Here is a 21,336-nt window from a genome sequence, read left to right as displayed (position 1 = left end):
AATGAAGACGGTGTTGGTGGCCAGTTCCAAGGGGGGCGCGGGCAAGACCACGCTCGCGACGCACCTGGCGGCGCAGTCCGCGCTGGAGGGCATGCGGACCGCCCTCGTCGACGCCGATCCGCAGGCCTCATCCACCCGCTGGGCCCAGCGGCGCGCCGGCCTGGACAGCGCCGTGCTGGCGCTCGACGGCACCCGGCACAAGGGCTGGCGCCGGCAGGTGCCCGATGACACGCAGCGCGTGGTGATCGACGCCGCGGCCGGTGCGATGGCGCAGGACCTGGAACCCTTCCTGCAGAGCGTGGACGCCGTCCTGGTGCCGATCGTGCCTTCGACGATCGACATCGAGGCCACCGTGCCCTTCCTGGACTCGCTGGCCAGGCATCCGCGCGTGCGCAAGGGCGAGCTGCGCGTGGGCCTGGTGGCCAACAAGCTCAAGCCCTGGACCAACGTCTCCCAGCAGGCGCTGGACCTGCTCGGGCGCTGGCCGTATCCGGTCGTCGCGCAGCTGCGCGACAGCCAGGCGTACGTGGTCACCACCGCGCTGGGCAAGAGCCTGTTCGACTACCACTCCGCGCAGGTACGCGACCACCAGTCGGACTGGTCGTCGCTGCTTAAGTGGCTGCGCAAGTAACGCCGCGCCGAACCCGGGACTGCGCCATGGACACCGGCGACGAAGCGGCACGACATGCAGGGGCCGGCGCTTCGGTCCCGCCAGCAGGTCGCGCCCGCGTGTCCCGACCTGCGCGCCCTGCGCCGGTTCCGCGTTCGGGCACCACCGCCCCGGGTGGGGCGGGAATGCCCTGTTGACCTGATCGCGTATTCGCTGTTCCCTGTCCCCTGTTGCCGTCCCTGACCCCCGGCTATCGAGATCACATGCGCGAACTCATCCTGCTGCGCCACGCCCACGCCGAACCGGCCGCGCCGGGTCAGGCGGACCTCGATCGTCCGCTGTCCGCCGAAGGGCTCGCCGAGGCCGAGGCGGCAGGCCGCTGGCTCGCGCAGAACAAGCTGGTCCCGGACTGCGCACTGTGTTCGCCCTCGCGGCGCTCGCGCGAAACGCTGGAAGCCGTGCTGGGCGTGATCGGCTACGTCGACCAGCGCATCGAGCCGTCCATCTACGAGGCCACGCCCGGCACCCTGGTGGCGCTGGCCGATGCGCACAACCAGTCCGAGCGGCTGCTGATGGTCGGCCACAACCCCGGCTTCGAACAGTTGGCCGCCCTGCTGCACAGCGGCCAGACGGGCGACTACCGCGGCATGCCGCCGGCGGGCATCGCGGTGTTGACCGTGCCCGCGGGCGCGGCGCTGGAGCCGGGTGCGGCCCAGCTCAGCGCGTTCTGGTGGCCGTGATCGGGCGCTTCAGCCGGCGTGCGCATGTCCTGCGGTGAAATGGTCGGCCCGGGGCGCCTGCGCGCCCGCGCCCGAAGGAAGCCGTGATTCCGACAGCAGTCCACCGCGCCGCCCGCCGCGCCGTTCCCTGGATCGTCCTCCCCTCCCGCCGGGCTCGCCGCCTGGCATGGGCGGGGCTGACGGCGGCCGTCTGTGGCCTGGCCCCGGCGTGGGCGCAGGCCCCGGCCCCGGCGACCGAGTCCACGACCAGCCCCGACCCGGCGGCCGTGCCGGTCGCGCCCACCCGGCTTGATCCCGCGCACAGCCGCTTCGGCTTCGAACTTCGGACCCGCTGGGGCCAGCGCGTCGACGGCAATTTCCCCCGCTACGAAGGCGAGGTGATCCCGCTGCCCGACGGCCGCCGGCGCGTGCGCATCCGGCTGGCGACCGGCAGCGTGGAAGTGGCCGGGTCCGATCGCTACACGCGGTTCGCGCGCAGCCCCAGCTTCCTGGATGCCGCGCACCATCCGTGGGTGGAGTTCACCTCCGAGCCCTACGTCGGCGAACTGGTCCGCGCCGGGGGTCCGCTGCGCGGCACGCTGAGCCTGCGCGGCGTCAGCAAGCCGGAAACCTTCACCCTCAAGCCCTCCGCCTGCCCGCGTCCGGCGCACGACTGCGACGTGGTCGCGTACGGCCGCGTCAACCGCGCCGACTACGGCCTGCAGACCTGGCGCTGGGCGGTGCAGGACGATGTCCGCTTCACCCTGCGCGTGCGCTGGCTGGAAGGCGCCCCGTGATCGCCCCGCTGCCCACCCTGCGCAACGCCTGGGCCCGCGGCGTGGTCGCCGCGCTGGTGCTGGGCCTGTCGGCCTGCTCGAGCCTGTCGGGCGTGCAGCGTGAGCGCGTCGACGCGGTGATCGCGTCGGCCCGTCCCACCGACGTCGCCTGCCTGGCGCCGGACCGCTGCGCCCAGCCCTCGCCGCTGCGCGCGCTGGGCACCGATGCGCTGCGCCAGTCCGCGGTGGATGCGCCGCGCCACTACGCGCTGATCATCGACAACGGCCCCGACGCGATGCTGGCGCGGCTGGACCTGATCCGCGGCGCGCAGCAGAGCATCGACCTGCAGACCTACATCTTCGACGAGGACGACGCCGGCCGCCTGGTGCTGGACGAACTGATCCAGGCCGCGCGCCGCGGCGTGCGCGTGCGCGTGCTGATGGACCAGCTGTCGGCGCTGCGCCGCGTGGACACGCTGGCCGCGCTGTCGGCCGCGCACGCGAACCTGGAAGTGCGGCTGTACAACCCCGTGCTCGGCCGCGCACGCATCAACTACCCGCAGTACGCCGTCGCCGCCGCCTGCTGCTGGCGCCAGCTCAACCAGCGCATGCATTCCAAGATGCTGCTGGTCGACGGGCTGGTCGGCATCACCGGCGGGCGCAACTACCAGAACGACTATTACGACTGGGATCCGCAGTTCAATTTCCGCGACCGCGACCTGCTCGTCGCCGGTCCCGTGGCCGCCACCATGGACGCGGATTTCGGCGCCTTCTGGAACGACGCGCGCAGTGTGCCGGCGCACCACCTGCGCGACGTGGGCAAGCGCCTGCTCGGCGCGGGCGTGCCGCGCCTGCCGGCGCCGGACTACGAGCGTCCGGCGCGGGCCGCTGCGATGCAGGCCCTGGCCGCCGACGCCGGGCAGGTGCAGGCGCGCCTGGCCGTCCACGCGCTGCCGGTGGGCCCAGTCCAGTACATCTCCGACAAGCCGGCCAAGCAGGACCGCGCCGGCGCCGGCCAGCGCTGGAGTTCGGAATCCCTGCGCGAGCTGATCGAGAGCGCGCAGAACGAAGTGCTGCTGCAGACGCCCTACCTGGTGCTGTCCAAACCGGCGCAGGACATGTTCCGCCGCCTGCACGACCGGCCGGAGCACCCGCGGGTGATCGTGTCGACCAATTCGCTGGCCGCGACCGACGCCTTCATCGCCTACGCGCTGTCCTACAAGTACAAGCGCCGCTACCTGCGCGACTTCGGCTTCCACATCTACGAATACAAGCCCTTCCCGCTGGACGCCCCGATCGACCTGGCGGCGACCGGCGCGCCCCTCGACGAACCCACGCCGACGCCGGGCCACGGACCGGCCGAGGCGCTGGCCATGCCGGGGCCGGGTTCGTCCGCGGCGCCCTACCCGTACCGTGCCCCGCACCGTGCGTCACCGCCGCCTGCCCCCGTGCGCCAGTCGCGCAACGACATCGACGACCCGCGCGCCGCGATGACGCGCACGCGCTACCGCGCCCCGCTGTCGAGCGAGCAGGCCGCCAAGCGCTACACGCGCCGGCGCGTCAACGAGCCGGTGCCGCTTAAGCGCGCCGGTGTGCGCGTGGGCCTGCACGCCAAGTCGCTGGTCATCGACCGCCGCGTCGGCGTGGTGGGCACGCACAACTTCGATCCGCGCGGCGACCACTACAACACCGAGAGCGCGGTGATGATCGAGGACCCGGTGTTCGCCGCGATGCTGGCCGACAGCATCCGCCGCGACATCGCGCCGGAAAATGCGTGGGTGATCGCGCCGCGCGAGAAGGCGCCGGTGTTCTCCGGCCTGGAGTACTCGCTGGGCAAGGCGTCCGAACACCTGCCGCTGTTCGACCTGTGGCCGGTGCGTTACGCCATCAGCTACGAATTCACGCCCGGGCCCCGTTGCCCGGCGCCGCTGCCGATCGACCACAAACGCTTCCGCGACTGCTACCGCGCGGTCGGCGACTTCCCCGAAGTCAATCTCGGCCTGAAGTCGATCACCACGCGGATCTTCACCGCCTTCGGCGCGGGGCTGGCGCCGATCCTTTAGGGGCAGCGCGCGGCGGTTCGCCAGCAGGCCCGCGGGTCGACCGCGGCCCGTCCGGCAGTGCGCCACGCCGGCCCGCGTATGGACCCGGTCCGTCCGGCAGTTCGCCAAATTGGTCCGCGGGTTCACACCGGTCCGTCCGACAGTTCGCCAAAACCGTCCGCGCGTTGGCACCGGCCGGTGCGCCGGTTCGCCAATACGGTCCGCGCGTGCATGCCGGCCGTCCGACGGTGGGCCAAAACGGTCCGCGCGCGCATGCCGGTCCGTCCGGCGGTGCACCCAATCGGCCCGCGCGCGCATGCCGGCCGTCCGGCGGCGCACCCAATCGGTCCGCGCGCGCATGCCGGTCCGTCCGGCTGCGCACCAAGAGGGCCCGTGCGAGGGCCGGCGGGGCGAACTGGAAGGCCACATTTGTGGGCCGGTAGCCGGGTGCGATGGCGCTTTTGATCTGGGGGCGAGCGTTTGGTCTTGCCCACGCAGCGCGCGGCGGCGCGGTCATTGGCGGCGTGGCCCGGGGCCGCGGGCGAGCGTTCTCGGCGGGGGTTTGAGGGACGCAACGCGCGGCGGCGCGGTCATTGGCGGCGTGGCCCGGGAGGCACCTTGCGCGCCCATGCCATCAGTCATGGCAACGGTCTGGGCGAAAAACGCATCTGAATCATGGAGTTCCGCGGGGCTTCCACCGGCAGGCGCAGTAGGTCTTCGGTGGGGTGACTTCCGGCCCATGGCGGAATCGAATTGGTGTTGTACTTTACCAACACACCGAGTCACACCCCGCCCGCCCCAGGAGTTTCCCATGAACGTTTTCAACCTCCAGACCCGCACCCCGGCCCCGGCCAAGATCGCCCCCGCCGTCCTGTTCACCCCGGTCCGCCAGCATCGTGAACGCGACTTCGGCGTCGGCTACGGCAGCTCCAGCGGCTATGCCACCAACCGCCGCTACGCCAACTCCCCGTTCAAGCCGCTGTTCCGCTGCGCCTGACGCGCACACCCAAAGGGTTGTCGCGTCGTCTTCCCCCACCGCCACGTCCGCCCGAGAGATCACCATGAACACCCGCACCCTCCAGACCCGCCCGGCCCCCAACCCGGCTTCCTCGACCCCCCCGGCCGCCGAAGGCGCCGCCCCGGTCCGCCACCTGCACCGCGAACGCGACTTCGGCGTTGGCTACGGCAACTCCAGCGGCTACGCCAGCAACCGCCGCTACACCTCCAACTGGGCCCAGCCGTTCTTCCGCTGCGCCTGACGTCTCTCTCGGTGGGCCCGGCCCCGGCCGGCGCGCAGCGCTCCTCCCCTGCCTGCGCGCTGGCCGGTCAAGCCGACGGACGCTATCGTCCCCGGATGACCCAGCCCACCGAACCCCGTCTCGATGCCCGGCCGCTGTTCCGCGGCGAAACCACCCTTGCCGAGCTCAACGCCATGTCCAGGGACACGGCGATGGAACCCCTCGGCATCCACTTCACCGAGATCGGCCCCGATTACCTGCGCGGCACCATGCCGGTGGATGCGCGGACGCGGCAGCCCTACGGCTTGCTGCACGGCGGAGCCTCGGTGCTGCTGGCCGAAACCCTGGGCAGCACGGCGGGCGGGCTGTGCGCGCCGCAGGGCAAGGGGGTGGTGGGGATCGAGATCAACGCCAACCACGTCCGCGGCGTGCGCGAGGGCCTGGTCACCGGCACCGCGCGCGCCCTGCATGTGGGCGCCAGCACCCAGGTCTGGGAAATCCGCATCGAGGATGCACGCGGCAAGCTGGTCTGCATCTCGCGCCTCACCCTGGCGGTGGTGCCGCGGCCGGCGGCCTGACCGGCCGCCAGCGGGGCCCTTGATCCGCCGAACCCGCGGCGAGCCCGCGCCATGGCCCGATTGCCCGCCGTCAGCCGCTCTCACCAGTGCGCGCCCACTCAAGCAATCCCACTGAAGCGCTGAAGCGCTCCGGCGGGGAGCAATCCCGGCCAATCCATCCCCGTGCGCCGCCGCACGTGGTGACGGACGGACGCCGCCGATCCCGCCGCGGCGTCCTGCCTGCGCGCGCAAGCGGCCGCGGCCCGATGTCGGCGCCGCACGCCGCGCTCTACAAACCCCGCCCGCTTCGGTATCGTTCCGGCCCATGACCGCGCCGTCCCCCTCCGCTGGCGCCGCAGCGCCCACCGGGGCGCGCGCGGCCCGCGCGTTTCGCTACTGCTACCGCCTGCCGCTGCTGGCCTGGCACATCCTGATCGACCTGCCGCTGGCGATGCTGCTGACCACGCCGCTGGTGGCGCGCGTGCGCTGGGGCGGGGAATCGCTGGACTATCGGGTGATCCGCGCCTGGTCGGCGGGGCTGATGCGCGTGTTCGGCTTCCGCATGCGCCGCTACGGCACGCCGCTGCCGGGCGCGGCGATGTTCGTGGCCAACCACGTCAGCTGGATCGACATCGAGACCCTGCACAGCCAGCGCATGATGGGCTTCGTCGCCAAGCGCGAGATCCAGAGCTGGCCGGTGGTCGGCTGGCTGGCGCAGCGCGGCGAGACCATCTTCCACGCCCGCGGCAGCACCGAATCGCTGGGCGGCGTCCTGCACGAGATGCTGGGCCGGCTGCGCGGCGGACGCAGCGTGGGCGTGTTTCCCGAGGGCGGCACCCGCGGGGGGCGCGAACTGGGCCCGTTCCACGCCCGGATCTTCCTGGCGGCGGTGGAGGCCGGCGTGCCGGTGCAGCCGGTGGCCCTGCTCTACGGGCAGGGCGGCAACGCGCAGCACATCGTCGCCTTCCAGCCGCGCGAGAGCTTCTTCGCCAATTTCGTCCGCCTGCTGGGCGAGCCGGGCCGCGTCGCCGAAGTGCACTTCCTGGAGCCCATCGCGCCCGGTGACGCCCAGGGCCGGCGCCGCATCGCCGAACTGGCCCGCGCCCGGATCGCACAGGCGATGGGCCTCCCCGTCGACTGAACCCGGCCGACGCGCCCGCTTCGCGGCGCCGGGAAGGCCGCCGATGTGCGGCCCCGACCACGTTAGGATCGGGTAAGACCCCTCGACGCACACGCCATCGATTCCTCCCCCGCACGAATGCTCACCGCCGCCGACTACCAGCCCCCGCGCTGGCTGCGAAACGCCCATGTCCAGTCCGTGCTGGGCAGCGCGCCGCAGCGCCGGCGCCGCGGCGAGGCCCGGCTGGCGGGCTGCGGCGCGACCACCACCGCGCACCTGATCGACGGCGGCGACGGCGTGCGCCTGCAGGGCCTGCACAGCGTCGTGGCCGGCATGCCCGCGCGCGGCCTCGTGCTGCTGCTGCACGGCTGGGAAGGCTCGGTCGATTCGAGCTACATGCGGCTGACCGCGGCCCAGCTGTTGCGGCGCGGGTTCGAGGTGTTCCGCCTGAACTTCCGCGACCACGGCGACACCCACCACCTCAACGAAGGCATCTTCCACTCCAACCGCATCGACGAGGTCGTGTACGCGGCGCGCGAAGTGGCCCTGCGATTCGGGCGGCGCCCGCTGCTGGTGGCCGGCTATTCACTGGGCGGCAACTTCGCCCTGCGCCTGGCGCTGCGCGCGCCCACCGCCGGGCTGGCGATCGCGCACGTGGCGGCGGTGTGCCCGGTGCTCGACCCGGCGCGCACGATGGAGGAGATGGAGCGCGGCTTCCCGCTGTACTACTGGTACTTCCACCGCAAGTGGCGGCACTCGCTGCAGCGCAAGCGGGCGCTGTTCCCGAACCAGTTCGAACTGGACGACGACGTGCTGGGCCTGCGGATGCGCCCGCTCACCCAGTGGCTGGTCGAGCGCCACACCGACTTCGGCACCCTGGACCGCTACTTCGACGGGTACGCCATCGCCGGCAGCCGCCTGGCCGGGCTGAGCGTGCCGGCCAGCATCCTGACCTCGGCCGACGACCCGGTCATCCCGGTCGCGGACTTCGGCGCCCTGCAACTGCCCCCCAACGCCCAGCTGGAGATCGCCCGCTGGGGCGGGCACTGCGGGTTCCTGGAAGGCGCCAGCCTGGAGGGCTTCGCCGAGCGCTGGGTAGCCGACCGCCTGGCCGCGGCGGCCGACGCGGCGGCCTGACCCGGCCAGCGAGGCAGTCGAGCGGGCGGCGGTGCCCACGGCCCGGAGGGATGAGCGGCCCATTCCGCGCAAAACGGCGGGGCGCGCCGGCACGTACAATCGACCTCTTTCCGCCAGCCGTATCCCCATGCACGAACAGATCATCGACGCGCTGCGTCGCGGCGCCGCCGACGAAGCCCTTGCCGCCGCCCGCCAGGCCGTCGCGGCCGAGCCCCACGACCCCACCGCGCAGCGCCTGCTGGCTTCCGCCCTGCGCATGACCGGGGACATCGCCGGGGCGATGACCGTCGTCGACCAGGCGCTGGCCCTGTCGCCGGAAGACGCCGGCCTGCACATGGAGCGGGGCAGCCTGCTGCTGACCGACCGCGGCCAGCTCGACGAGGCCCAGGCCGCGCTCGCCCGCTCGGTCGGCCTGGACCCCAACCAGTTTCCCGCCTACATCCTGCAGGCCCAGCTGGCCCTGGGCCGCGGCGACCTCGACGAGGCGCATCGCCTGGCCCGCACGGCCTCGCGGCTGGCCCCCGAGCACCCGCAGATCCTGGGCATCGACGGCATGGTCGCCCTGTATCGCGGCGAGCACGATCGCGCGCTCAAGCTGCTGACCCTGGCCACACAGCGCGCGCCGACCGACCCCAGCCTCAAGCCCGCGCTGGGCTTCGCCTACCTGGCCAACGGCCACCTGGCGTTCGCCGAACAGACCTTCCGCAGCCTGCTCGAGCGCGCACCCGGCTCGGTGTCGCTGGTGACGATGATCGCGGACCTGGTCCGCCGCCAGGGCCGTCCGGCCGAAGCCGCCGACAGCCTGGCCCCGCTGGCCCAGGCCGACGACGGCAGCCCCGGCCTGCGCCGGGCCTGGGCGCGGCTCGAACTGGAAGCCGGACGCCCGGAGCGGGCCCTGCCGGCCCTGTCGGCGGCCTTCGAACGCAATCCCGACGACCTCCCGGCGCTGGAAGCGCTGGTCGACCTGTGGCGCGTGAGCGGCCAGGCCGAGCAGGCGCGCGAGGCCATCGACCGTGCCCTCGCCGCGCGCCCGCAGAGCCTGCCGCTGTGGCGCGCCCGGCTGCTGTTCGAGCCCTACGCCGGCGCAGGCGCGCTGGGCGTCGTCGAGCGCTGGATGGAGGCGATGCCGGACCACATCCCCGCGCTGGAAGCCCGCGCCACCATCCACGATGCCGCCGGCGAGACCGAACAGGCCGACGAGATCGCCTTCCAGATCGCCGCCCTGCAGCCCGGCCGCAGCTCGGCCGAGCTGCGCATCGTCGACAGCCTGCTGCGCCGCGACCCGAAGGCGGCCGTCGCCCGCGTCGAAGGCCTGATCGCCCAGGCGACCGATCCCGCCTACAAGGCCGGCATGCGCCAGCTGCTGGGCCGCACCCAGGCCGCCGCCGGTGACCCCGCGGCCGCCGTGGCGACCTGGAGCGCGCTGCAGGCCGAACTGATTCCGCAGCGCCTGCCCCTGCCGGCGGTGACGGCGGGCCCGGCCACGCTGCCCGATTTCGTCCCGGCCGCCGACGGCACGCCGGGCGTGCTGTTCCTCTGGGGCCCGCCGGGCTCGATGGTCGAAACGCTGGGCGCGACCCTGTCGGCCGGCGAAGTGCCGCTGCTGCTCGACCGCAACAGCCCGCGTCCGCCGCGCGACCCGCTGCAGCGTTACGGCACCTCGCAGGAACTGGTCGATGGCCGCCTGGATCCCAGCTTCCTGGTCAGCCAGTGGCGGGCGGCGCTGCCCAGCCGCGGCCATACCGGCGGGCCGGTGTTCGACTGGCTGCTGTGGTGGGACAACGCACTGGTGCCCGCCCTGCGCGCGCACCTGGGCGAAGCACTGCTGATGGTCGGCATCCGCGACCCGCGCGACATGCTGCTCGACTGGCTGGCGTGGGGCCCGGTGAATTCGCCCTTCGCCCTGGAATCGCCGCTGGCCGGCGCGCGCTGGATGGCCAGGTCGCTGGAGCAGCTGTCCGAACTGCACGACAAGGACCTGTTCCCGCACACGATCGTCCCGCTGGACACGATCGCGCACGACCCGCAGGGCCTGGTGAGCGTGATCAACCGGGCGCTGGGGCTGAACCTGCCGCCGCCGCCGCGCAATGCGCTGGGCCCGAACCGCAACCAGCCCGGCGCGTGGCGCGCCTTCACCGGGCCGCTGGCGGAAGCCTTCGCCCTGCTCACCCCGCAGGCCGTGAAGTTCGGCTACCCGGAGCAGTGAGTCGCGCCGCGGACCGTGGCCACGGGTCGGTGTCGAGCCGACCCGCGTGCTCTGACCCGAGTGCCCTGACCCGCGCGCCCTGATCCGCAACGCAAGCGCCCGCACCGCAGGCGCCCGCAACGACGAACCGCCCGCCGCCCGAAGCGACGGGCGCCAGCCCAGGAGACCGTGATGAAGATCCGCAGCGACAGCTTCGAACACCGCCACCGTCTCCCGGCCCAGTTCGCCGCCGGCCAGCCGGCGGGCGACGGGTTCGGCTTCGCCCCCAACCGCAATCCGCACTTGGCCTGGGAAGCCGCGCCGTCCGGCACGCGCAGCTTCGTGCTGCTGTGCATCGATCCGGACGTGCCCACCGACCTGTCGCCGGCGCAGATCCCGGTCGAGCAGCCCCGCACCGATTTCACCCACTGGGCGGTCGTCGACATCCCGGCCGGCGTCGGCGAAATCGCCGCCGGCAGCGCGTCCGAGGGCGTGGTGGCGCACGGCAAGGCCGCGCCGGCGGGCCCGGCGGGCAGCCGCCAGGGGCTCAACGACTACACCGGCTGGTTCGCGAACGACCCCGACATGGCGGGCGACTGGCGCGGCTACGACGGCCCCTTCCCGCCGCCGCACGACCTGCGCCTGCACCGCTACTTCTTCCGCCTGTTCGCGCTCGACGTCGAGCGGCTGGATGTCCCGGACCGTTTCACCGCCGCCGACGCGCTGCAGGCCATGCAGGGCCACGTGCTGGACGAAGTGGCGATCTACGGCACCTATTCGCTCAATCCGGCGGTCAAGGACTAGCCCCGCCGGCGGGCGGATCGGGCGGCTACTCGCCGGCCGGCACCACCAGCAGCAGCGCCACGCCCAGGATTACCCGGTACACCGCGAACACGGTGAAGCGGTGGTTCTGGATGTAGTACAGCAACCACTTCACGGCCGCGAAGGCCGTTAGCGCCGAAGCCACGAAGGCCACGCCCAGCGCGGTCCAGTCCTCGTGCACAGCCTGGCCGGTGCGCATGACCTCCACCAGCTCGTAGCCCGTGGCCGCGAACATGGTCGGGATGCCCACCAGGAATGCGAACTCGGTCGCCGCCGCGCGCTGCGTGGTGCCGGCCAGCAGGGCGACGAAGATCGTGGTCGCTGAGCGCGACGTGCCCGGGAAGACCCCCGCCAGCACCTGCGCCAGCCCCACCAGGATCGCCACCGTCCAGGTGATCTGCGCCCGCTCGCCCAGCACCGCCGCGCGCCGCGCCGCCCACTGTTCGGCCAGCACCATCCACACCGCGCCGATGATCAGCGCCCAGGCGATCGGGGCCACGGTCTCGGGCAGTTCGAAGCCGGCCTTCTTGACCACCAGGCCCAGCACCGCGGTCACGCCGAAGGCCGTGGCCAGCTTGAGGGCGTAATCGCGGCTCTCGTGGCCGCTGAAGAAGCGCGTGCACAGCTGCCACAGCCGCCGCCGGTAGATCAGCACCACCGCCAGGATGGCGCCGGCCTGGATGGAGATGTTGAACAGGTCGCTGCGGTGGCCCAGCCAGCGCTCGGCGATGAGCAGGTGGCCGGTGCTGGAGATCGGGAGGAACTCGGTGATGCCTTCGATGATGCCGAGCAGCAGCGCGGCGAGGAGATCGGTCATGGGGCAGGGCAGGAAGTCGGCCGCGCGGCCGGGGAATCGCTGCGCAGGATAGCGGATGCCCGGCTTGCACCCGATTGGGGCCACGCCCGCGCGGTTGCACCGAAACGGTGCACGATTCGACCCGTCCGATAACGAAACCCCAGCCAATCAATCACTTACAAGATGGCACGGCGCTTGCTAACTACTCTTCGTTCGCCGCTTTCTCCCTTTCCATCTCCGGCCAGGAATCCACCATGTCCCTCGAACACGTCGAAAAGCTCATCAAGGACCACAAGGTCGAATTCGTCGACCTCCGCTTCGCCGACATGAAGGGCGTGCAGCACCACGTGACCTTCCCCAAGTCGATTGTCGAAGCCAGCCTGTTCGAGGACGGCAAGATGTTCGACGGCTCCTCCATCTCCGGCTGGAAGGGCATCCAGGAATCGGACATGGTCCTGCTGCCCGATTCCAACACCGCGTTCCTGGACCCGTTCACCGCCGATCCGACCCTGGTCCTGACCTGCGACATCCTGGACCCGGCCACCATGCAGGCCTACTCGCGCGACCCGCGCGGCATCGCCAAGCGCGCCGAGGCCTTCCTGAAGTCCAGCGGCATCGCCGACCAGGCCTTCTTCGGCCCGGAGCCGGAGTTCTTCATCTTCGACAGCGTGCGTTTCGCCAATGACATGGGCCACACCTTCTTCCACATCGACTCGGAAGAAGCGCATTGGAACTCGGGCCGCGAATACGAAGGCGGCAACACCGGCTACCGCCCGATGGTGAAGGGCGGCTACTTCCCCGTCGCGCCGCTGGATTCGCTGCACGACCTGCGCGCCGAGATGTGCAAGACGCTGGAACAGGTCGGCATCGAGGTCGAGGTGCACCACCACGAAGTGGCCAACGCCGGCCAGTGCGAGATCGGCACCAAGTTCAGCTCGCTGACGCAGAAGGCCGACGAACTGCTGACGATGAAGTACGTCATCAAGAACGTCGCCCACCGCAACGGCAAGACCGTCACCTTCATGCCCAAGCCGATCGTCGGCGACAACGGCAGCGGCATGCACGTGCACCAGTCGCTGGCCAAGGGCGGCGTGAATCTGTTCTCCGGCGACGGCTACGGCGGCCTGTCGCAGATGGCGCTGTGGTACATCGGCGGCATCTTCAAGCACGCCCGCGCGATCAACGCCTTCGCCAACTCGACCACCAACAGCTACAAGCGCCTGGTGCCGGGCTACGAAGCGCCGGTGATGCTGGCCTACTCGGCGCGCAACCGCTCCGCCTCCTGCCGCATCCCCTACGTCGCCAACCCGAAGGCGCGCCGCATCGAGATCCGCTTCCCCGATCCGATGAACTCGGGCTACCTGATCTTCTCCGCACTGATGATGGCCGGCCTGGACGGCATCAAGAACCAGATCGACCCGGGCGCGCCGAGCGACAAGGACCTGTACGACCTGCCGCCGGAAGAAGAGAAGAACATCCCGACCGTGTGCCACTCGCTGGACCAGGCACTGGACGCGCTGGACAAGGACCGCGACTTCCTCAAGGCCGGCGGCGTGTTCACCGACGACTTCATCGACAGCTACATCGCGCTGAAGATGCAGGAAGTCACCCGCTTCCGCGGCGCGACCCACCCGCTCGAGTACCAGATGTACTACACGCTGTAAGGCGTGTGTCCTGGGCCCCTCTCCCGACGGGAGAGGGGGTTGGGTGGGTTCGTCGTAGCGCGAGCCCACCCCGCCAGCGAAAAGCGAGTACGGGCCTGTCCGTTCCCGCGCAGACACAAGCCAGGCACCACCGGCACGACGCCACCGTTCCACCCGCCGCGCGGCCCTCCCTGCACGGCGAACACCGGTCCCGCTGCGGCCATTCCCCGCAGCCGATCGCGCTCCAGCCCTGCATCGACGCAGGCGCGTCACCTCCGCCTCGCGGCCCGCCCTGCGAGCGCGCACCACGTCCACCCGCGGCCAGTTCCCCGCGGCGCGTCCAGACGTCCATCGCGACAGCACAGCCACCAGAACCCCGGCGCGCACCCTCGGTGCCGACCGTCCACGCATGACGCGTGGCGCTGGTTGTCCGTCGCGCGCATCACGCCACTGCACGACGCCACACGCAGCTCCGCAGCACGAAGCACCTGACCGGGGAGGGCCACTTGTCGAGGGCCTTGTGTCATGACGCATCGTCGTACCGCCGCACCTGCCACCACCCTGTCCGCCACCGCCACCACGATCACCGCGCTGGGGTTGGCGCTCGCATGCGCGTCGCCGCCGGCACGCGCCGGCACCGGCGGCTCGGTCGCGCTCACCAGCGATTACCTGTTCCGCGGCGTATCGCAGACCGCCACAAATCCCGCGCTGCAGGCCGGAGTGGAATACAGCGCCGACGCCGGCTTCTATGCCGGCGCCTGGGGCAGCAACATCAGCTGGCTGTCGGACCTGTCCACCCCGCAGGCGCCCATCAGCAGCAGCCTGGAGCTGGACGTCTACGCCGGCTATCGGCACAAGCTGGGCGAACACGCGGGCCTGGACGTGGGCGCGATCGGCTACTTCTACCCGGGCGATTTCCCCGACGGCTTCAACAGCGCCGACACCGGCGAGCTCTATGCGGCGCTGAACTTCACGCCCACCGGCAACACCAGCGTGGGCGCGAAGTATGCGTACGCCGTCACCGACCTGTTCGGCTATCCGGACTCCGACGGCAGCGGCTACCTGGAAATCAACGCCGGCTGGACGTTCCACCCGGGCTGGACGCTGGCCGCGCATGGCGGCCACCAGTGGATCCGCCACAACGGCGCCTACGACTACGCCGAATGGCGCCTGGGCCTCACCCGCGCATTCGACAACGGCGTCTCCGTCGCCGCTGCGTGGAACGACTCCGACGCCGACCGCGCGCTTTACACCAATCCGCAGGGTCGCCAACTCGCCGACGGGACGCTGTCGTTGACCCTCGCCAAGTCCTTCTGAACAACGGGAGCACGCATGAAACTGATCACCGCGATCATCCGCCCGTTCAAGCTCGACGAGGTGCGCGAAGCGCTCACCGATGCGGGCGTGTCGGGCATCACCGTATCCGAGGTCAAGGGCTTCGGACGCCAGAAGGGCCACACCGAGCTCTACCGCGGCGCCGAATACGTCGTCGACTTCCTGCCCAAGCTGAAGATCGAGTGCGCCGTCACCGAAGCGGGCCTGGAGGCCGCGCTGGACGCGGTCGCCCAGGCCGCGCGCACCGGCAAGGTCGGTGACGGAAAGATCTTCGTCCAGGCGCTCGAGCGCACGGTGCGCATCCGCACGGGAGAACTCGACGATGACGCTCTTTGACTTCACTGCGAGATTCGACATGACCACCCACACGATCGAAACCCGCAAGCGCGGGCGCCAGGCAGTCGCCGCCTCCGTTCAACCAGACCCGATCGGCGCCCAAGGCACGCGCGCAAATGTCTCCATGAAGCGCGCAACCCCATCCCCGTCGTTCCCGCGAACGCGGGAACCCAGCGACTTTGCGGTTGCCACGAAGACAGAAGCCACGCCACTGGACTCCCGCGTTCGCGGGAGTGACGGGACCAGGAAAACGGAGGGTGCCCACGCCACTATCGGTGTCACTGGATGCATCGCGTCGCTGGCAGCTGCGCTGCTGCTTCCTGCCACCGTATTCGCGCAGGAAGCCGCCACCATCGCCCCCACCCCCGACAAGGGTGACACCGCCTGGCTGCTGCTCTGCTCGGCCCTGGTGATCTTCATGACCCTGCCCGGGTTGGCCCTGTTCTACGGCGGCCTGGTGCGCGCCAAGAACGTGCTGTCGGTGCTGATGCAGTGCCTGCTGGTGTTCTCGCTCGTCGCCGTGCTGTGGGCGCTGTACGGCTATTCGCTGGCCTTCACGGCGGGCAACGCGTTCATCGGCGGCACCGATCGCCTTTTCGCCGGCGGCCTCACCGCGGCTTCGCTCGCGGCGACCTTCAGCAAGGGGGTGGTGATCCCGGAGCTGGTGTTCTTCGTGTTCCAGGGCGCGTTCGCGTGCATCACCTGCGCGTTGATCGTCGGCGCGTTCGCCGAGCGGGTGAAGTTCGCCGGCGTGCTGCTGTTCACGGTGCTGTGGTTCACCTTCGCCTACACGCCGATGGCGCACATGGTCTGGTTCTTCCCGGGCCCGGACGCGTTCACCGATCCCGCCGCGGTGGAGGGCGTGCTCGCGCAATCGGGCTTCCTGTTCGCCCGCGGCGCGCTGGACTTCGCCGGCGGCACGGTGGTGCACATCAATGCCGCGGTCGCCGGCCTGGTCGGCGCCTACGTGGTCGGACGGCGCGTGGGCTACGGCCGCGAGGCGATCAAGCCGCACAACCTGACCCAGACCATGGTCGGCGCGAGCATCCTGTGGGTCGGCTGGTTCGGCTTCAACGCCGGCTCGGCGCTGGAAGCCAATGCGGTGGCGGCGCAGGCCTTCGTCAACACTTTCCTGGCCACCGCGGCGGCGGTGCTGGGCTGGACGGCGGTGGAATGGCTGGGCAAAGGCAAGCCCTCGATGCTCGGCGCGGCGTCGGGGGCGGTGGCCGGCCTGGTGGCCATCACGCCCGCGGCGGGCTTCGTCGGCCTGTGCGGCGCGCTGGCCATCGGCGCCATCGCCGGCGTGGTCTGCGTGTGGGGCGTGGGCGGGCTCAAGCGGCGGCTCGGCGCGGACGACGCGCTCGACGTCTTCGGCGTGCACGGCCTGGGCGGCATCGTCGGCGCGCTGCTCACCGGCGTGTTCGCCGCGCCCGCGCTGGGCGGATCAGGCGTGTGGGACTACGTCACGCAGACGGCGCTGCCCGGGTACTCGATTCCCGCGCAGCTGTGGATCCAGTTGCAGGGCGTGCTGGTCACCGTCGCGCTGTCGGGTACGGTCTCGCTGGCCAGCTTCGCGATCGTGAAATACACCGTCGGCCTGCGCGTCACCGAGGAGGCCGAACGCGAGGGCCTGGACATCGCCTCCCACGGCGAGGCGGCGTACGAGCATTGACGCGCCGGCGCGTTGACCGCCCACGAATGCGGCAGCCCGGAAGGCCCGGGCTGCCGCTTCCGCGTCCCCCAACTCAGAACGTGATGCTCCAGCTGTCGATGCGGCCCGTGTCGCCGGCGCTGTTGTCGTTCACGCGCAGCTTCCAGGTGCCGGCAATGACTTCCCGCGAGACGTCGAGCGTGAGCGTGAGGTTGAGATTGTCGGCACTGGCGCCGGTGCGGTTGTGGATCACGTAGGGCGTGTTGTCGGGCGCCACCAGTTCGACCTTCAGGTCGCCGATGAAGGTGTGCTCGATCGCCACCGACACCTTCGTGTACGCCGGCGCGTTGCCGCTGCGGCCGGTGACCACGATCGGACTTTCAATGGTGGCGTTGTCGGCGATCGCGAAATCGGTTGCATTGCCGTAGGTCGTCGGCGGCACGTAGCCGGTGCCCTTGGCGTTGCACAAGCCGCTGAAGGTGTCCGTCCAGCTGTCGCCGGGCACCGGCAGGAAGGTGCCGGTGTAGCCGTTCGCGGTCAGCGACAGCCGCAGCACGCCCCAGGTGTGCGACTGGCTTGCGTCCATGAGCGGATGCGTGCCGCTGAGCCCGTAGAGGTTGCGGCCGCCGGTGCCGACGACGATCTGGCGCAGCCCGTCCGCCTTCGGGGCCTGGTTGCCATCCATCCGGGCGTAGCGCTGGTAATTGTGGTCGTGCCCGACCATCACCAGGTCGGCCTTGGCCGCGTACAGCCGGTCGAAGATCGGTTTCACTTGGGCGTAGCCGTGGTACACGCCGCGGCTGACCAGCGGATGATGGAAGTAGGCCGCGACGCAGGGCTTGCTGGTGGCGGCGAGGTCGGCTTCCAGCCAGGTCAGCTGGGCGCTGGCAACCGCGCCGCCGGACATGGTGTTGAGCGCGACGAAATGCCATTCGCCCACGTCGTAGCTGTAGTACCCCTTGCTGCGGTCGCCCGCCGGGCCGCTCGCGTTGCCGGGCCCGTTGAAGTAGTCGAAGTATCCCGACGCGCCGGTGGTGAAATAGTCGTGGTTGCCCGGCGTGGGATTGGTGAGCGCCTTGAAGCGGCCCCAGTTGGGGTCGTACAGCGTGTTGTACTGCGTGAGCGTGCCGCTGTGATAGGCGTTGTCGCCGGCGGTGAACACGGCGGTGGGGTTGATGTCGACGATCAGGTCGGCCGTGTCGCCGCAGTCTGCCGGCGTGGGATCGCAGATATCGCCGGCGCCGGCCACGACGACCGGCGTGTCCTCCAGGTCCTGGACGCCGAACTGGTAGCTGCCGACGCGGTAGCGGCTCTGCGGACTGCCGAAAGACGGTCGGATGTCGATGCAGCTGCCGCGGAAGGCGCGGGTGGTGAAGCTGCGCTGGTTCCACTGCGCGCCCTGGAACACGAAGCGGTCGCCGCCCGAGCTGCTCAGCACCAGCGTGTCGTAGCTGCGCAGCGTCAATTCGGAGAAGTCCAGGCGCAGCCACCGCGCGCCGCTCTCGCACACGCGCGTCACCGGCGCGTCGGCCAGCGGACCGGGGCGCGCGGCGATCCGCCGGGTCTGCACGCCATCCTCGGCCAGTTGCACGATGCGTTGGCGCGATTGGGCGACGCAGGGCAGCGCCAGCAACGCTGCGCAGATCAGTGCGCCCTTGATCCACGCACGTGTGCTGGCGATCCTCATCAACCGTGACCCCCGGGCCGACCCGTTTCCCGCGAAACGTCGTGGCCTGTTGGGAGCAACGAAGGCGGGGGCTGCGGCAGGACGCCGGGGCGCCCGCTGCGTGCAAAACCGCTCAGGCTTGTGAGGGTCGCGTGTAGAGACCGACGCGATGCGGCCGCGCACCCACAGTCAGATCCGGTGCCTGGCCCATAAAAAATCAGCCCGGCGTCGTCCGGGCTGATCTTCGTTCATGCAAGGCCGGCGCCGGTCAGAAGGTGATGCTCCAGCTGTCGATCCGCCCGGTGTCGCCATTGGCGTTGTCGTTGACCCGCAGCGACCAGGTGCCGTTGAGCGCTTCGCTGGACAGGTTGAGGGTCAACGTGCGGTTGATGTTGTCCGCGCTGCCGCCCGTGCGGTTGTGGATGTTGTACAGCGAGCCGTCCGGCGCCACCAGGTCGACCTTCAGGTCGCCGATGTAGGGATGCACGATCGCCACCGTCACCGAAGCGTTGGCCGGCGCATTGCCGCTGCGGCCTGCGACGGTGACCGGACTGTCGACCGTGGCGTTGTCGGCGATCGCGAAATCGGTCGTATTGGCGTAGGTCTGCGTGCTCCCGGGCGCGGCGTAGCTGCCGGTGAGGCTCACGCCGGTGAACGCGCTGTAGGCCTTCAGCCGCACGTAATACGTCCCGGGCTGCACCGTGGCGAAGGTGCAGGTTTCCGCATTGCCGCTCTTGTAGGGCCTGCAGTCGTAGGACGCGTCGGTGGGTGCGCTGCCTGCCTTCACGTACAGGTCGGCGTCGCCGGTGCCGCCGCTGGTCTCGAACTTCAGCGCGGTGGCGCCCGCTGGCACGGTCATCGTGTAGTTCAGCGAGGCGTCCTTGGCGGCCGACAATCCCGTCACCGGCACGCCGTTGGCGAGCACGTTGCCGGGCGGCGCGGTCACCGCGACGGTCCGGCTCGCGGTGTGCGTCGCCCCGGCGTTGTCGGTGACGGCGAGGGCGACGGTGTAGGTGCCCGCGGCCGCGTAGGTGTGGCCGGGACTGGTCGCAGTGCTGGTGCCGCCGTCGCCGAAGGACCATGCGCGCGAAGCGATGCTGCCGTCGCTGTCGGTCGAGGCATCTGTGAAGGCGACCGTGAGTTGCGTCGCGACGAAGCTGAAGTCCGCCACGGGCGGCGTGTTGCCGGTCGCGGTGACCGTCACCGGCCGCGTCACGCTGTGGGTGGCGCCCTGGTTGTCGGTGACGGTGAGTCCCACGTTGTAGGTGCCGGCCGCGGCATACGTGTGCGACGGGTTGGTCGCGGTGCTGGTGCCGCCGTCACCGAAGCTCCAGGCGCGCGAGGCGATCGTGCCGTTGGCATCGGTGGAACCGTCGGTGAAGCTGGCCGACAGCCCGTTGGTGCTGAAGCTGAAGTTCGCCACCGGCGGCGTGTTGCTGCCGGCCTTGGCGTTGCAGGTGCCGCTGAAGGTGTCGGTCCAGGTCTTGCCGGCCACGGGGACGAAATCGCCGGTGTAGCCGGTGGCGGTCAGGCTCAGTTTCAGCACGCCCCAGGTGTGGTCCTGGCTGGCCTCGAGCAGGGCATGGGTGCCGCTGAGCGAATAGAAGTCGCGGCCACCGGTGCCGATCAGGATCTGCCGCATGCCGTCGGCCTTCGCGGCCTGGCTGCCGTCCATCTTCCCGTAGCGCTGGTAGTTGTGGTCGTGGCCGACCAGCACCAGGTCGGCCCTGGCCGCGTACAGGCGGTCCATGATCGGCTTGACCTGGCTGTAGCCGGTGTAATTGCCGCGGCTGACCAGCGGATGGTGGAAATAGGCGGCGATGCAGGGCTTGGTGGTGGCGGCCAGGTCGTCCTGCAGCCAGGTCAGCTGCGTGCTGGCCACGGTGCCACCGGACATCGTGTTGAGCGCGACGAAGTGCCAGTCGCCGACGTCGTAGCTGTAGTACCCCTTGCTGCGGTCGCCGGCCGGACCGGTCTGGTTGCCGGCGCCGTTGAAGTAGTCGAAATAGCCGGCCGCGTTGCTGGTGAGGTAGTCATGGTTGCCGGGCGAGGGACTGGTGAGCGCCTTGAAGCGGCCCCAGCGCGGCGCATACAGCGTGTTGTATTCGGTCAGGGTGCCGCTGCTGTAGGCGTTGTCGCCGGCGGTGAAAACCGCGGTCGGGTTGATCGCGACGATCAGGTCGGAAGTCTTGCCGCAGTCGGCGGGCGAGCTGTCGCAGATGTCGCCCGCGCCGGCGACGACCACGGGCGTGGCGTCCAGCGCCCGCGTGCCGAACTGGAAGCTCTCCACGCGGTAGCGGCTGTCGGCGCTGCCGAAGGACGCCTGCAGGTCGACGCAGGACCCGCGCATGGCGCGCGCGGAGAAGCTGCGGTCGTTCCAGTGGCGGCCGTCGAACACGAATCGGTCACCACCGGAACTGGTGAGCACCAGCGTGTCGTAGCTGCGCAGGGTCAACTGGCTGAAGTTGAGGCGGATCCACTTCGCGCCGGACTCGCACACGCGCGTGACGGGCGCATCGGCCAGCGGCCCGGGCCGGGCGGTGATGCGGCGCGTCTGCGTGCCGTCTTCCGGCAGCTGCGCGATCCGCTGGCCGGCCAGTGCAGGCGCCAGCGACAGCAGGCCCGCGCACAGCACGCTGGCGCAGGTCAGCGCGCCAGGCATCGACAGACGTTTGGTGCCAATCCTCATGACAGTCCCTCCCT

General features: G+C 70.8%; 18 protein-coding genes. 15 read left to right on the top strand and 3 right to left on the bottom strand.

The features are described from left to right. The first annotated feature begins 1 nt into the window (after window position 1). From I8J32_RS04150 to I8J32_RS04100, 11 genes are all read left to right on the top strand, one after another. A complete protein-coding gene (locus I8J32_RS04150) occupies window positions 2–631 on the top strand; it encodes a ParA family protein (protein WP_200614933.1) in 630 nt (209 codons plus the stop codon). A gap of 242 nt (window positions 632–873) precedes the next feature. Then, window positions 874–1,350: a SixA phosphatase family protein gene (locus tag I8J32_RS04145; RefSeq protein ID WP_200614934.1), complete on the top strand. Its 477-nt coding sequence runs from the start codon at window positions 874–876 to the stop codon at window positions 1,348–1,350. A gap of 83 nt (window positions 1,351–1,433) precedes the next feature. Further along, window positions 1,434–2,126 carry a YceI family protein gene (locus I8J32_RS04140; RefSeq protein ID WP_245156408.1) on the top strand — a complete coding sequence of 231 codons (693 nt, stop codon included), beginning with the start codon at window positions 1,434–1,436 and terminating at the stop codon, window positions 2,124–2,126. Beyond that, window positions 2,123–4,168: a phospholipase D family protein gene (locus tag I8J32_RS04135; protein WP_245156407.1), complete on the top strand. Its 2,046-nt coding sequence runs from the start codon at window positions 2,123–2,125 to the stop codon at window positions 4,166–4,168. The genes I8J32_RS04140 and I8J32_RS04135 overlap by 4 nt, the downstream gene beginning before the upstream one ends. 790 nt (window positions 4,169–4,958) lie before the next feature. Further along, entirely contained in the window at window positions 4,959–5,144 is a 186-nt protein-coding gene (locus tag I8J32_RS04130) for a hypothetical protein (protein ID WP_200614937.1), read from the top strand. 64 nt (window positions 5,145–5,208) lie between these two features. Beyond that, a complete protein-coding gene (locus tag I8J32_RS04125; protein WP_200614938.1) occupies window positions 5,209–5,406 on the top strand; it encodes a hypothetical protein in 198 nt (65 codons plus the stop codon). A gap of 173 nt (window positions 5,407–5,579) precedes the next feature. Then, entirely contained in the window at window positions 5,580–5,963 is a 384-nt protein-coding gene (locus I8J32_RS04120) for a hotdog fold thioesterase (RefSeq protein WP_407061008.1), read from the top strand. A gap of 304 nt (window positions 5,964–6,267) precedes the next feature. After that, window positions 6,268–7,083: a lysophospholipid acyltransferase family protein gene (locus tag I8J32_RS04115; protein WP_200614942.1), complete on the top strand. Its 816-nt coding sequence runs from the start codon at window positions 6,268–6,270 to the stop codon at window positions 7,081–7,083. Between the two features lie 117 nt (window positions 7,084–7,200). Beyond that, window positions 7,201–8,199 carry a YheT family hydrolase gene (locus I8J32_RS04110; RefSeq protein WP_200614944.1) on the top strand — a complete coding sequence of 333 codons (999 nt, stop codon included), beginning with the start codon at window positions 7,201–7,203 and terminating at the stop codon, window positions 8,197–8,199. A 127-nt stretch (window positions 8,200–8,326) separates the two neighbouring features. Beyond that, window positions 8,327–10,405 (top strand): tetratricopeptide repeat protein, encoded by a 2,079-nt coding sequence (locus I8J32_RS04105; RefSeq protein ID WP_200614945.1) that lies wholly within the window; start codon window positions 8,327–8,329, stop codon window positions 10,403–10,405. A gap of 171 nt (window positions 10,406–10,576) precedes the next feature. Further along, on the top strand, window positions 10,577–11,188 hold the full coding sequence (locus I8J32_RS04100; protein ID WP_200614947.1) for a YbhB/YbcL family Raf kinase inhibitor-like protein: 612 nt from the start codon (window positions 10,577–10,579) through the stop codon (window positions 11,186–11,188). A 25-nt stretch (window positions 11,189–11,213) separates the two neighbouring features. Here I8J32_RS04100 and I8J32_RS04095 read toward each other — a convergent pair whose 3' ends face one another. Further along, entirely contained in the window at window positions 11,214–12,023 is an 810-nt protein-coding gene (locus tag I8J32_RS04095; RefSeq protein WP_200614948.1) for an undecaprenyl-diphosphate phosphatase, read from the bottom strand. Window positions 12,024–12,256: 233 nt separating this feature from the next. Here I8J32_RS04095 and glnA point away from each other — a divergent pair, with 233 nt between their 5' ends. From glnA to I8J32_RS04075, 4 genes are all read left to right on the top strand, one after another. Next, entirely contained in the window at window positions 12,257–13,666 is a 1,410-nt protein-coding gene (glnA, locus tag I8J32_RS04090; RefSeq protein WP_200614950.1) for a type I glutamate--ammonia ligase, read from the top strand. Window positions 13,667–14,170: 504 nt separating this feature from the next. Continuing rightward, a complete protein-coding gene (locus I8J32_RS04085; RefSeq protein ID WP_200614951.1) occupies window positions 14,171–14,962 on the top strand; it encodes a TorF family putative porin in 792 nt (263 codons plus the stop codon). A 15-nt stretch (window positions 14,963–14,977) separates the two neighbouring features. Further along, entirely contained in the window at window positions 14,978–15,316 is a 339-nt protein-coding gene (locus I8J32_RS04080) for a P-II family nitrogen regulator (protein WP_200614952.1), read from the top strand. A 124-nt stretch (window positions 15,317–15,440) separates the two neighbouring features. Then, a complete protein-coding gene (locus I8J32_RS04075; RefSeq protein WP_407060987.1) occupies window positions 15,441–16,988 on the top strand; it encodes an ammonium transporter in 1,548 nt (515 codons plus the stop codon). A gap of 73 nt (window positions 16,989–17,061) precedes the next feature. On the opposite strand, the gene I8J32_RS04070 is transcribed toward I8J32_RS04075, so the two are convergent. Together I8J32_RS04070 and I8J32_RS17925 are read right to left on the bottom strand one after the other, a co-directional pair. Further along, window positions 17,062–18,654 carry a proprotein convertase P-domain-containing protein gene (locus I8J32_RS04070; RefSeq protein WP_200614953.1) on the bottom strand — a complete coding sequence of 531 codons (1,593 nt, stop codon included), beginning with the start codon at window positions 18,652–18,654 and terminating at the stop codon, window positions 17,062–17,064. Window positions 18,655–18,901: 247 nt separating this feature from the next. Beyond that, entirely contained in the window at window positions 18,902–21,322 is a 2,421-nt protein-coding gene (locus I8J32_RS17925) for a PKD domain-containing protein (RefSeq protein ID WP_200614954.1), read from the bottom strand. Window positions 21,323–21,336 lie beyond the last annotated feature (14 nt).

This window comes from Lysobacter solisilvae (assembly GCF_016613535.2).
Lineage (GTDB): Bacteria > Pseudomonadota > Gammaproteobacteria > Xanthomonadales > Xanthomonadaceae > Agrilutibacter > Agrilutibacter solisilvae.
This window is presented reverse-complemented; position numbering and strand designations above follow the sequence as displayed.

Excerpts from the sequence above, each read along its gene's own strand:
- I8J32_RS04130 (WP_200614937.1), top strand. The coding sequence starts at position 4,959 with ATGAACGTTTTCAACCTCCAGACCCGCACCCCGGCCCCGGCCAAGATC.
- I8J32_RS04085 (WP_200614951.1), top strand. The coding sequence starts at position 14,171 with ATGACGCATCGTCGTACCGCCGCACCTGCCACCACCCTGTCCGCCACC.
- I8J32_RS04115 (WP_200614942.1), top strand. The coding sequence starts at position 6,268 with ATGACCGCGCCGTCCCCCTCCGCTGGCGCCGCAGCGCCCACCGGGGCG.
- I8J32_RS04105 (WP_200614945.1), top strand. The coding sequence starts at position 8,327 with ATGCACGAACAGATCATCGACGCGCTGCGTCGCGGCGCCGCCGACGAA.
- I8J32_RS04070 (WP_200614953.1), bottom strand. The coding sequence starts at position 18,654 with ATGAGGATCGCCAGCACACGTGCGTGGATCAAGGGCGCACTGATCTGC.
- I8J32_RS04120 (WP_407061008.1), top strand. The coding sequence starts at position 5,580 with ATGTCCAGGGACACGGCGATGGAACCCCTCGGCATCCACTTCACCGAG.
- I8J32_RS04095 (WP_200614948.1), bottom strand. The coding sequence starts at position 12,023 with ATGACCGATCTCCTCGCCGCGCTGCTGCTCGGCATCATCGAAGGCATC.
- I8J32_RS04125 (WP_200614938.1), top strand. The coding sequence starts at position 5,209 with ATGAACACCCGCACCCTCCAGACCCGCCCGGCCCCCAACCCGGCTTCC.
- I8J32_RS04145 (WP_200614934.1), top strand. The coding sequence starts at position 874 with ATGCGCGAACTCATCCTGCTGCGCCACGCCCACGCCGAACCGGCCGCG.
- I8J32_RS04150 (WP_200614933.1), top strand. The coding sequence starts at position 2 with ATGAAGACGGTGTTGGTGGCCAGTTCCAAGGGGGGCGCGGGCAAGACC.
- I8J32_RS04075 (WP_407060987.1), top strand. The coding sequence starts at position 15,441 with ATGAAGCGCGCAACCCCATCCCCGTCGTTCCCGCGAACGCGGGAACCC.
- I8J32_RS04100 (WP_200614947.1), top strand. The coding sequence starts at position 10,577 with ATGAAGATCCGCAGCGACAGCTTCGAACACCGCCACCGTCTCCCGGCC.
- glnA (WP_200614950.1), top strand. The coding sequence starts at position 12,257 with ATGTCCCTCGAACACGTCGAAAAGCTCATCAAGGACCACAAGGTCGAA.
- I8J32_RS04080 (WP_200614952.1), top strand. The coding sequence starts at position 14,978 with ATGAAACTGATCACCGCGATCATCCGCCCGTTCAAGCTCGACGAGGTG.
- I8J32_RS17925 (WP_200614954.1), bottom strand. The coding sequence starts at position 21,322 with ATGAGGATTGGCACCAAACGTCTGTCGATGCCTGGCGCGCTGACCTGC.
- I8J32_RS04110 (WP_200614944.1), top strand. The coding sequence starts at position 7,201 with ATGCTCACCGCCGCCGACTACCAGCCCCCGCGCTGGCTGCGAAACGCC.